Here is a 12,483-nt window from a genome sequence, read left to right on the forward strand (position 1 = left end):
CTACACTAAAACTTCTCTGGGATCTGTAATAACACCACTGAGTGCACTCGCGGCTACCGTCAGCGGCGATGCCAAATATACTGAAGCCTGCTTCGAACCCATACGACCGGGGAAATTACGATTCGTTGTAGAAATCACAACCTCATCTCCCTGCATCCGACCAAACGTATCTGGCGGTCCTCCCAAACAGGCGGCACAACTCGCCTGCCCCATCTTGCATCCTGCATTGGCAAATACATCCCAAAGCGTGGTTCCATCAAGCGTTTGCGTTCGAAGTGACTCGCTAATCTCCGTCGTAGCAGGCACGATATACGTATCGATCACGACCTCTTGTCCCTTGATGATCTGAGCAGCCGCCTGAAAATCTTCCAATTTTCCACCCGTACAACTTCCAACGTACGCCCGGTCCAAGCGGGTGCCGGCAACCTCCATAACACTCGCACGATTATCTGGTCGATGAGGTTTTGCCACGACAGGTTCCAGGGTTGATACATCGTAGCGGTATTCTGAATGAAAACGTGCGTTCTCATCACTGTAGATGCATTCAAACTCGTGATCAGTCCGTGCGCGTACATATTCAATTGTGGTTTCGTCTGGTGCAATAATCCCGTTCTTCCCCCCTGCCTCAATGGCCATATTTGTCAGTGTCATGCGTTCCTGCATGGAGAGAGAATAGACGGATTCTCCATCAAATTCCATTGCACGATACGTAGCTCCATCGCAACCGATTTCTCCAATCACGGCCAAGATCAAATCTTTTGCCATCAGATAGGGAGGCAAGGCTCCCTCGAAAATAAAGCGCATGGTCTCAGGTACGCGAAGCCAGATCTTTCCAGTTCCCATGATGAGAGCTGCATCCGTATTCCCAACTCCAGTTGAGAACATACCGAAAGCTCCAGATGTGCAGGTATGGCTGTCTGTACCAATCAGCAATGAGCCAGGTCGGTTAAACCCCTCTTCAGCAAGAGCCATATGACATACTCCCTTATACCGGGGGGAACCTACATCATAATAATGTGGCAAGTCATGCTCCTGGGCAAACTCCCTGAGTAGACGTACATTCCGATTGGCATGATGATTCTGCGTGAAGATGTAATGATCTGGGAGGATCACCAGTTTTTCTGGATCCCATACCTTGGCATCCTCACCAAACTCACGTTTGAAAATGTCAATGGTTGGGGGACCACACACATCATGGGTCATCAGAATATCTACGTCCACCCAAACACTTTCACCAGGCGAGATTCTTTCACGACCACAATGGCGGGCAATAACCTTTTCTGTAATTGTCATTAATCTTGTCCTCCGTCACTACCAAATGATTGCATAATTCCATCAGAAACAAACTCTTCTCCGCTGCTGGCCCTGAATGCCTCTAACTGATTTAATGCCTGAACATATGCATTTGCAGAGGCTTGGAGGACATCCGTATGGCGGGCAATACCTCGGAAAAGAGTCCCATTCTCGCTGATCAGAACCGTAACTTCTCCCATTGCGTCTTTTCCCTCGCCAACTGATCGAATCCCATAGGATACCAAACCGTGGTGGCTTCCGGCTGCCATATCAATCGCTTTATAGATCGCCGCTACCGGGCCATCTCCTTCGGCCACCTTTCGACAGGATGTATCTGATGAGTTATGATAGAGAAGTACTTCAGCACGTGGCATCCTGCCAGTCCCACAGTTCACAGATAGATGATCCAGGCGATAATGGACCACGGCTCCGTCTCCTTTCTTTCCCTGTGCCAGTAACACCAGGTCCTCGTCAAAGATTTCTTTTTTTCTATCCGCAAGCGTAACGAACTCCTGATAAACATCCTCTTTTCTATCGGAGCCTACAAAGATGCCCAGCTTTTCCAGTCGGCTGAATAATCCGTGTCGGCCCGAATGTCGTCCGAGGCGAATCGCTTCTGTTTCCTGCCCTACATCCTCTGCCCGCATGATTTCATAGGTCTCCCGACTTTTGAGTACCCCATGTTGATGAATCCCGGCTTCATGGCTGAATGCATTCGCACCGACAACCGCCTTATTCGGAGGCACAGCGAAGCCGGTGGCAATGGACACCATTTTACTCGTTGCTGCGAGGAGACGCGTATTAATGCCTGTCTGCGTACCAAAAAGCTGGCTACGTACATGCAGAGCCATCACGACTTCTTCCAAGGACGCGTTTCCCGCCCGCTCACCAATGCCATTCACGGTACATTCGACCTGACGAGCTCCGGCCAATACTCCCGCGAGAGAATTCGCGACCGCTAGTCCCAAGTCATCATGGCAGTGGACAGACAAAGTCACTTTATCTATGTCAGTGCACTGTTCTTTTACGGTCTTGAAGAGATCTGCATATTCTTTAGGAACGCAATAGCCTGTTGTATCTGGAATATTGATCGTGGTCGCTCCTGCCTTGATCGCGACATTGATGACTTCGACTAAGTAGCCAACACTGGTACGGCCTGCATCCTCTGCACTGAATTCTACATCATCGGTGATGGAGCGAGCTTGACGCACCGCCCGATCTACCATTTCCAGTATGGAGTCGCGTTTTGCCTCAAGGGTCCGTCCATACCGGTCCGCCCCGAATTTAGCCGCCAGATGAATATCACTGGTACCTATGAATGTATGGATCCGTGTATTATTCCCGGTCAACAGTGCTTCGCCTGCAGCATCGATATCCCCTTCAATCGTTCGTGCCAAGGCTGCAACAACGGGCCCGTCAACTTCCTGGGCAATCCGCTGGACCGCTTCAAACTGGGCAGGTGACGAAATGGGAAACCCGGCTTCAATGATATCCACATTCAATTTGGCAAGCTGGTGTGCAATACGAATCTTTTCTGCGATATTCATGGAGGCACCAGGTGCCTGCTCACCGTCACGCAGCGTTGTCTCGAATATTAATACTTTATCGCCAGACATCCGAAGATCACTCTTGTGGTCTCAATTATACAGTAGTTGTAGAAATTGTGAATGCATGCTCAAGTACGGCATTGCTAAACTCTACGGTTGAAGCCGTTCCGCCCAGATCATAGGTAAGGATTCCGTCTTCCAGAGCTTTTACAACCCCATGCTGTATACGTGCACCGGCCTCCGTCTCTCCCAACATCTGCAACAGCATTACGGCACTGAGGAGCGCGCCAGCAGGATTTGCATACCCCTTCCCTACTATGTCGGGTGCGCTCCCATGGACCGGCTCAAATAAGCCAACCTTGCCTCCTATACTTGCCGAAGGTAGAATACCGAGTGATCCAGGTAGTGTGCCAGCCAAATCACTCAGGATATCTCCGAATAAGTTACCGGTCACGATCACATCAAACTGGGAAGGCCTGAGGATCAACTGGATTGCGGCATTATCTATGTATAGATGCTCCAGCTCTACATCTGAAAATTCGGCGTTATGAATCTCGGTAACGACACTCCGCCAAAGTTGTGAAACTTCAAGGACATTTGCTTTATCCACAGAAGTGAGGCGCCCTCTGCGTTTCCTTGCAAGGTCGAATGCAGTCCGAACAATTCGCTCAATTTCGTCCCGGGAATAGACCATAGCGTTGGAGGCCTTCTCTTCCGTGCTGCTGCGTGGGGTGCCAAAGTAAATCCCTCCCGTAAGCTCACGGACGATCAGAAGATCGGTCCCGGCCACACGCTCTGCCCGCAACGGGGAGCTCTCTACCAGGCTCTCAGGCACAATTACTGGTCGCAGGTTGGCGTAGCCGCCTAGAGCTTTTCGTAGAGATAATAGAGCCGCCTCGCATCTTCGTGATCCAGTCTCATGATCCCATTTGGGGCCGCCAATCGCCCCCAGAAATACTGCATCGGCCGCTAGGCAGGCATCACGTGTAGCGTCTGGGAATGGTGTGTCGAACTGGTCCAAAGCTGTACCACCAATTGGCCAACGCTCCAGCTTCACCTCGAAATTAAACTCATCGGCCGCAGCCAATATGGCCCTTTCAGCTTCTCGAGTTACTTCTGGCCCGATCCCATCTCCAGGTAATACCGCAATCTGATATGCAGACATCTATGCAGCTTTCTTCGTTTCTACGCTACTCTCGTTCTTTCTGAGCCAGGCCATCATCTTGCGCAACCGCTGCCCTACTTCCTCTACTGGATGGGCGGCTGTCTTTTCCCGGTAAGACTGAAACGTCGGTTGCCCATCCTCACATTCAGCGATCCATTCCTTGGCAAACTGGCCGGACTGGATTTCTGCAAGGATTCGTTTCATTTCATCTTTTACCTGCGAGCCAATCACCCGAGGACCTCTTGAATAATTACCATACTCAGCCGTATCACTGATCGAGTAATTCATGTAGGAGAGTCCTCCCTCGTAGTAGAGATCTACAATGAGTTTGAGCTCATGAAGAACTTCAAAGTAAGCAAGCTCTTCGGGGTATCCTGCTTCAACCAGTGTCTCAAATCCTGCCTGGATAAGGGATTGTGACCCTCCACATAGCACGGCCTGCTCTCCAAAGAGGTCCGTTTCGGTTTCATCTTTGAAGTTAGTCTCAATCACGCCTGCGCGTGTTCCACCAATTGCATCGGCATAGCTGAGTGCCAGATCCAACGTGCTCCCGGAAGCGTCCTGTGCAACGGCAACAAGGCACGGTATTCCCTTCCCTTCTTCAAACGTACGGCGAACCAGATGTCCGGGCCCCTTGGGCGCTACCATAAAGACATCTACTCCTTCTGGAGCCTGGATTTGGCCGTAGTGGACATTAAATCCATGACCAAACGCTAAAGCTTTTCCTGGTATGATATGCTGAGAAATTTCAGCTTCATATACGCGCTTCTGATCCTGATCCGGTATCAGGATCATCACCACATCCCCCCAGGCGGAGGCATCTGCTATGCTCATGACTGTGAGTCCTTTCGCGCGCGCCTTATTAGCAGATTGTGATCCAGCCCGAAGGCCAACGGCAACGGTTGCACCACTGTCCTGTAAATTCAATGCATGGGCGTGCCCCTGGCTTCCATATCCAATTATCGCAACCTTCCGCCCCATGACGATGGCAGGGTCCGCGTTATAATGTACCCTCATGTGTTGTTTAATTATTTGTTCAAGTTAAGAATCCCGCTGCATAGCAACCCGGCCACTCCGGGCTACCTCAACAATCTTGTGTGAGGCCATCATGTCAATGAAGGCATCAATCTTTTTCGACGGACCCCGAAGTTCAAAAGTCATGGTTTTGGACGTGATGTCCACAACCTTGCCACGAAAGATCTCATTGACAGAAAGAATTTCGGAGCGGGAATCCGGATTATAGCAAACCTTGAGTAGACATAACTCCCGTTCTACATAATCGGTATCCGTCAGGTCAATGACTTCAATCGTATCTACCAGGCGGCTGAGCTGCCTTAGAACCTGCGCAATGATACGACCATTGCCCGTGGTAACGATATTCATCCGGCTTACGCTAGGATCTTCTGTGACCCCGACAGTGACGCTGTCAATGTTGAAGTCCCGGGCTGAAAACATATTTATGACGCGAATGAACGCACCAATTGAGTTCTCTACTTGGACCACAATCGTGTGCGATTGTATCATCTCGCTGTCATCCGGCTGAATTGGCTCTCCTGCGGCCTTTTTTCGGATGATCTGCTGAGGCGTGAGTATCAGTGTGTCTGCCATTTATTCGGGTTTTTTAATCACAGATCAGACAAAGGAATTGGGTGTCATTCGATCTGTGATCATATCTCCGGTTGCTGCTCCGGCCGGAACCATTGGGAAAACCATCTCCTCTTTTGCTACAGAAAATTCCATCAGAACCGGACGGTCCGTGACTTTCCATGCCTCATCAATAATCTCTTTTGCTTCTTCGGGAGTGTTCGCGCGAAGACCAACACAGTGATGGGCTTCCGCAAGTTTCACAAAGTCAGGGTTGGTGTCTGAAAGATCCGTATGGCTGTATCGTTCCATATGGAAGAGTTCCTGCCATTGCCGCACCATACCGAGGAAGCGATTATTGATGACCGCGAGCTTGAGCGGAAGTTTGTGCGCAGCCGCTACACTCATCTCCTGTGCATTCATCACAAATCCGCCATCCCCGCTAATACAGACGACGGGTCGGGAAGACCCAATCTCACGCATTCCAAAAGCAGCTCCCATGGCTGCCGGCATCCCGAATCCCATTGTACCCAATCCGCCACTGGTGATATGGGTGCGGGGATGAAGAAAGCGAAAATACTGAGCGGACCACATTTGATGCTGCCCTACATCCGTAATCAAAACGGCATCGCCTCCAGTTTTATCACGCAACTGCTCAATCACGCCCTGAGCGTGTAACTTCCCATCCTTCTGATACTGCAAAGGACATTCCTGACGCCAGGTATCAATTTGCTCCAGCCACTCTGTGGTATCCTTTGGGTCTACCAAGGGAATGAGGCGCTCCAGCACAGTTTTTACATCACCCAGAATCGCACAATCTGCAAATACATTCTTGGAAATGCACGACTGATCAATTTCAATATGAATTACTTTTGCATGGGGGGCCCAAGAATCAAGCTTCCCAGTTACCCGGTCGTCAAAACGAGCTCCAACTGCGATAATGAGATCGCAGTGCTGTACTGCCTGGTTCGCCCACCAGGTTCCATGCATTCCTAGCATTCGGAGTGCAAGGGGATCCTCTTCTGGGAAGGCCCCCAGTCCATGCAAAGTGGTGGTTACCGGAATACCCGTGTACCTTGCAAGTTCGGTCAAGCTCTCCGAGGCATCACTATTAACTGCGCCGCCACCTACATAAAGCAGTGGTCGTTTTGAATCAGCGATCATGCGTGCAGCCCGCTGCAGCTTTTCGGGACGAACGGCCTCCGGGACAGCATACCCTCGCATATTCACGGTTTCCGGATATTGAAAGGGACCCTCTGCTAACAGAACATCCTTTGGTAAATCAACCAGCACTGGACCTGGGCGCCCGGTTCGGGCAATGTGATAGGCTTCCTTCACGGTTCGGGCCAAATCCTTGATATCGCGGACCAGATAACTGTGTTTGGTAATGGAGCGTGTAATTCCGACTGCATCACACTCCTGGAACGCATCATTGCCAATCAGACCTGTAGGAACCTGTCCGGTAAAGACAACGATCGGCACGGAATCCATGTATGCATCCGCGATTCCCGTAACTGTGTTCGTGGCCCCAGGTCCACTAGTAACCAGAACCGTTCCAACCTTCCCTGTCGCTTTTGCATATCCTTCTGCCGCGTGTGTCCCCCCTTGCTCATGTCGAACCAGGATGTGCTGGAACTCGGGATTGATTCGGTGCATCTCATCATACACCTTGATGACAGCACCACCGGGATGTCCAAAAATAATTTTGACCCCCTCGGCCTCAAGAGAGCGGAGAAGAATCTCAGCACCCGACATCACCTGACTTGTGCTGGTGATCTCTGGCCGGACCTCTGGGAGCGAGTCCCCCGTAGTTACAGGCTGTACCTTTGTATGTTCGTCGTAAGTCATGATTCAAATGAATGGTTACCTACATTGGGCAATGATACCAACTAGTAAGCAGGATGTCCCTTTCATCGTTGACATCCTCACCAGTTGCACAAAATGAGATACTTTGCTTGATATTTGAAACCAGTTCCTAACAGCAAGTTCGGTTTAACTGAACTAGTACGATGTTTATGCCGACTGGTTTAGAGATCAGGCGTGAAATTTGCTCAACCAATGGTCGCCGCATATTTCCAGCCCCTGCTTGATCCAATAAAATTACTCCCCTTCCTGTAGGCGGTAACAGCATTGATCTACTCGGAATCCACAATTGCAACGATGTCCCAACCACACATTTTGTACGCTCATATCTCCAACCGCAGTAACTGAATGGGAGTCAGAAGTAGGATAGAATCCAAGAGCGGTACTGCTGCAATCAGTGGATCATCAAGCGGAATGACCATCTGACGGGACAGGATACCCTGATGGCTATATATCCAAATGGATTGGGGAAAAATGATCCATAACCCCTCCTGCGTAACCGTAATACTATTCGGGTCTGATTCAGCTTTTAAGTTGCGTATATGTCCACCGAAATAATCATAGACCTTGACCAGACCAAGAGCACGATCAGCAACATAGAGTGATGATGCGTCGGTTGTAAGACTGATCGGCTCGACCAGTTGCCCAGCTCCAGAACCAAACTCCCCGATCACACGCTCCAAGCGTCGACTCGCGTCCCATTTTAGAACACGCTGGGATGATGCGTCAATGGCGAATAGTTCTCCCGCGACCCCCGTTGCAACAGCAATTGGCTGCCCCAACGCCGTTGAAAATCCACCCTGTAGATCAAGCCGAGGAGAGTGCCCTAATTCACGGTCTGTGTTTCTTGGAACCCGGATCGTCTCCAAATGCAGAAGTTCTTTGGAGAATCGGAAAAGATTGCCTTTCTCTGCATCTGCAAGAACCCAGATCAGTCCATTCCCCGGATCAACATCTGAAAGCTCCCCAAACACTCCGGCATTCGTACCATCTAGGCGTGCCTTGATTTCTCCGAGATGGTCCAGCTGCAACAGCTCCGAAGCTGAAACCACATAGATCAAGCCTTCCGGATCAATGGCAAGGCTTCGTGCTTCTGGAATCTGCGCGATCACTTCGAATTCGGTTTGAAGCGTATCCTGCGCTCCCCCAACCCGTGCGAGAACCGTTGACAGTATCAACAAACTTGCCAGGACTTCCTTCATTCGCGATGTAATGCACGGTGCCCAATATCACGGCGGAGGTGTTTGCCATCAAACTCTATGAGGTCTGCCGCCTGATAAGCATGGTCTATTGCCTCCGGGAGTGTAGCACTGATTGCCGTTACTCCTAGTACACGGCCACCGGCCGTCAAGATATTTCTCCCATCCGACTTTGTGCCTGCATGAAATACGAGTGTCCCTGAAACTTCGCCAGCGGCCTTGAGGCCGCTAATCACGCATCCTTTGTCATAAGACCCTGGATATCCCCCACTGGCCAAGACCACACATGCTGCAGCTAATGATTGTTTTTCCAGTCGCAGGTTACCGATCCCTCCTGTTGCAGCGCGCAATAGAATTTCAACCGGATCGCCCCCCATGAGGGGCAGTACCACTTGCGCCTCAGGATCACCAAATCTGCAGTTAAATTCAACGACCTTCGGGCCTTCGTCCGTAATCATCAGACCGGCATACAGGCACCCTTTGTACAGTCGCCCCTCCCGTGCCATTCCTTCGAGTACTGGCTCAATGATACGTGAGCAAGTAGTCTCAATCAGACTCTGCGTCATGACCGGAGCTGGAGCATACGCACCCATTCCTCCAGTATTTGGTCCCTGGTCATCGTCAAATACACGCTTATGATCCTGTGCAGAATCCAGAAGGAGATAGTCATCTCCATCTGTGAGAACAAACAAACTCGCTTCCTCGCCCTCCATCCACTCCTCGATCACAATTTCTTTGCCGGCATCTCCGAGACTCCCCTGGATCATCAATTCGTGCAGTGCCCGTTCTGAATCTGCAATGTCCTCGCACATGATGGCACCCTTACCTGCAGCGAGCCCTGAGGCTTTGATCACACACCTCCCCAGTGTTTGAGCATAACTTTTGGCCTCATCAATTTGATTTGAATGAAAATACCGCCATTGCGCTGTTGGAACAAGGTGCCGTTGCATGAACGATTTGGCAAATGCCTTGCTACTTTCAATCTCAGCCGCGGCAGCCGATGGGCCAAAGCATGGTATTCCCACATTTTCCAAGGCATCTGCAAGCCCCTCAGCAAGGGGCACTTCCGGCCCTATAATTACCAAATCGATTTTCTCGTCCCTAGCAAACGATACCAACGCTGTGAGGTCCGTTGCCTGAACAGGGATATTCTTCCCGAACTGCGCCGTCCCGGGGTTCCCCGGTGCAATAAATAGAACATCTGCACCGCGCACAGCCCATGCCAGCGCGTGCTCACGCCCACCACTTCCAACAATGAGAATTCGCATGGTAAAGCTATGGTTTAATCAGACTGCTCCTTCAACTCGGCCAGAAGCAACAATGCCTGCATTGGTGTGATTTTATCTGGATCAATTTCCTTAAGCCGATCTCGCAGTGGATCTGGTTCCGGTTCATCAAAGAGGGGCATCTGAGTGGATTCAATCTCAGGAGAGATCTCTCGGCTCACCGTTTCCTGCGACTCCAGCTCCTGCAGAATTATTTTCGCTCGCTGTAACAGTTTCGAGGGCAAGCCCGCCATGTGGGCTACCTCAATTCCATATGAGTGATCTGCGGCACCACGAACCAGTTTACGAAGAAAAACAATCTTGCCTTTATGCTCCTGTACGTGAATGCGATGATTCTCTACTCGCTCAAGCTGCTCTTCCAATGCATTCAGTTCATGGTAATGTGTCGCGAAGAGGGTTCGTGCCGCAATCGAATCATTCTGATGTAGGTATTCTACCAGAGCCCATGCAATCGAGAGCCCATCGAACGTGCTGGTACCCCGACCTACTTCATCTAAAAGGATGAGAGAGCTTTGGGTGGCGTTATTGAGAATGTTGGCAGTCTCATTCATTTCCACCAGGAAAGTGCTCTCACCTGCAGCCAGATTATCCGATGCACCAACCCGGGTAAAGATGCGATCAACCACACCAATTTGTGCTTTTTTCGCTGGCACAAAACTTCCTGTCTGTGCCATCAAAACAATCAAACCCACTTGGCGCAAGACGACACTCTTACCCGCCATATTGGGGCCTGTGATAATCAGTATCTGATTCTTGTCTGGATCGATGTTCACCGAGTTGGGGACGAATGTTTCGGCGATAGATTGCTCCACAATAGGATGTCTCCCGTCAAGAATTCGAAGGCATCGGGAGTTATTCAACTCCGGCCTCACATATCTTTCACGCACCGCTACCTCCGCAAATGCCACCAGACAATCCAATACAGCAATCGCTGTCCCCAAGTCCTGAAGTTCCTGAGACTTTATGGATAAATTAGCTCGCAAGGAGTGTAGCAGTTCATTCTCAAGCACTGCGATCTTTTCTTTTGCACCAAGAACACGTTCTTCGTACTCCTTCAACTCACTCGTGATATACCGCTCTGCATTGACCAGCGTTTGCTTACGAACGTAGTCCCCAGGGACCTTATCTCGATGAGTATTTGTAATCTCAAGATAGTATCCGAATACTTTGTTATAACCTACTTTGAGGGATGGGATACCGGTTCGTTCGATTTCACGCTTTTGTAATGTCTCAATGAACTTTTTCCCTGAACTGGAAATTTCTTGAAGTTCATCCAGATCGCGGCTATAACCTGAGCGAAAAATCTGCCCCGAGGATTCATCCAGAGCCTGATGGATCATTGACTCGACCTCGCTGCATGGGTTCAGGGCCTGGGCTAGTTTTCCCAAAACCGGACATTCCGATGCATTCAGTTGCAAAATTATATCTGGCACCTGGTGCAGGGCAAGCCCCAGACTTAGAAGCTCCCGTGGAATGGCACGCTGTGTACAGATTCTGGCAACTACCCGCTCAATATCACAAACCTGCTTTAGGTGATCTTGCAAGCTACTTCGGATATCCGAATTTCCAACTAGTGTCTCCACAGCATCAAGCCGCCGATTGATCCGCTGAACATCACGCAGTGGCTGAAAAAGCCATCGCCGTAATGTCCGCGCCCCCATGGCAGTAAAAGTATGATCCAGAAGCTTGACCAAGGTCATCGCCTTGGAATCCCCATGAAGAGGTGTAAGCAGTTCAAGATTCCTACGTGTTTGCGGATCAAGGAGCATCGTGCCTTGATCCGTTTGCAGGCGAATCTTTTTGATGTGTTCTGGCTTCCCTTTTTGGGTTTCAATCAAATAGTGGAGGACTGCCCCTGCTGCAACAATTCCCTCTCGTAGCTCAGAAACGCCAAACCCCTTCAGGGAATGCGTACCAAAGTGTTCGAGTAGTGTGAGGTTGGCAAAGTCATAATCGAAGACCCAATCTTCACGCGGTGTGACAATGTAGCCTTGGTTACGCAGATCCTGAACGGAGTCCCGGATTGATTTATCAATCAGGATCTCCGATGGCTCAATGCTTTGTAAGAGGTTGCTAAGCCGAAAATGGCTAACCTCCGTAAGCACAAACTCACCGGTTGAAACGTCCGCATAAGACACCCCTGCCTGCCTCTTTCCATAATGTACTGCTACCAAGTAGTTGGCCTGCTTCGGTGAAAGTGTTTGGTCCCGAAGTGATACCCCAGGGGTGACGACTTCCGTTACTCCTCGTTTTACCAGAGATTTTGTTGCCTTGGGATCTTCCAACTGCTCACAAATGGCAACTCTCAGCCCCGCATCAACCAATTTGGGAAGATGATTTTCAAGCGCATGGTGAGGGAATCCTGCCAGTGCTACACTCTCTGTCGCACCATGTCCTCGCTTGGTCAACACAATTCCAAGTACGTCACTTGCCCTCAGGGCATCCTCTTCAAATGTCTCGTAGAAATCGCCCATGCGAAACAGCAACAATGTATCCGGATTCTCTTCTTTAATCCGGTAATACTGTCGCATCAGCGGTGTTTTACC

Annotated in this window: 9 protein-coding genes; all 9 read right to left on the bottom strand. The window is 50.2% G+C overall.

Features of this window, described 5'->3' with window-relative positions:
- The 9 genes from F4Y64_07275 to mutS all read right to left on the bottom strand — a co-directional run bounded on the left by F4Y64_07275 (position 1) and on the right by mutS (position 12,468).
- Positions 1 to 1,293, bottom strand: coding sequence for a 3-isopropylmalate dehydratase large subunit (locus tag F4Y64_07275; GenBank protein MXX97402.1), 1,293 nt, complete (start codon positions 1,291 to 1,293; stop codon positions 1 to 3).
- The gene (locus tag F4Y64_07280) at positions 1,293 to 2,909 is read right to left on the bottom strand and encodes a 2-isopropylmalate synthase (protein ID MXX97403.1); all 1,617 of its coding nucleotides are present in this window, start codon (positions 2,907 to 2,909) and stop codon (positions 1,293 to 1,295) included. The genes F4Y64_07275 and F4Y64_07280 overlap by 1 nt, the downstream gene beginning before the upstream one ends.
- Positions 2,910 to 2,934: 25 nt before the next feature.
- Positions 2,935 to 4,005 (bottom strand): 3-isopropylmalate dehydrogenase, encoded by a 1,071-nt coding sequence (leuB, locus tag F4Y64_07285; GenBank protein ID MXX97404.1) that lies wholly within the window; start codon positions 4,003 to 4,005, stop codon positions 2,935 to 2,937.
- Entirely contained in the window at positions 4,006 to 5,022 is a 1,017-nt protein-coding gene (gene ilvC / locus F4Y64_07290; protein ID MXX97405.1) for a ketol-acid reductoisomerase, read from the bottom strand.
- 24 nt (positions 5,023 to 5,046) lie between these two features.
- The gene (ilvN, locus tag F4Y64_07295; protein ID MXX97406.1) at positions 5,047 to 5,613 is read right to left on the bottom strand and encodes an acetolactate synthase small subunit; all 567 of its coding nucleotides are present in this window, start codon (positions 5,611 to 5,613) and stop codon (positions 5,047 to 5,049) included.
- Between the two features lie 24 nt (positions 5,614 to 5,637).
- Entirely contained in the window at positions 5,638 to 7,437 is a 1,800-nt protein-coding gene (gene ilvB, locus F4Y64_07300) for a biosynthetic-type acetolactate synthase large subunit (protein ID MXX97407.1), read from the bottom strand.
- 338 nt (positions 7,438 to 7,775) lie between these two features.
- On the bottom strand, positions 7,776 to 8,654 hold the full coding sequence (locus F4Y64_07305) for a hypothetical protein (protein MXX97408.1): 879 nt from the start codon (positions 8,652 to 8,654) through the stop codon (positions 7,776 to 7,778).
- On the bottom strand, positions 8,651 to 9,919 hold the full coding sequence (purD, locus tag F4Y64_07310; protein MXX97409.1) for a phosphoribosylamine--glycine ligase: 1,269 nt from the start codon (positions 9,917 to 9,919) through the stop codon (positions 8,651 to 8,653). The genes F4Y64_07305 and purD overlap by 4 nt, the downstream gene beginning before the upstream one ends.
- 14 nt (positions 9,920 to 9,933) lie before the next feature.
- Positions 9,934 to 12,468, bottom strand: a complete 2,535-nt coding sequence (gene mutS / locus F4Y64_07315; protein MXX97410.1) for a DNA mismatch repair protein MutS — start codon at positions 12,466 to 12,468, stop codon at positions 9,934 to 9,936.
- Positions 12,469 to 12,483 lie beyond the last annotated feature (15 nt).

The organism is Rhodothermaceae bacterium, from assembly GCA_009838195.1.
GTDB lineage: Bacteria > Bacteroidota > Rhodothermia > Rhodothermales > Bin80 > Bin80.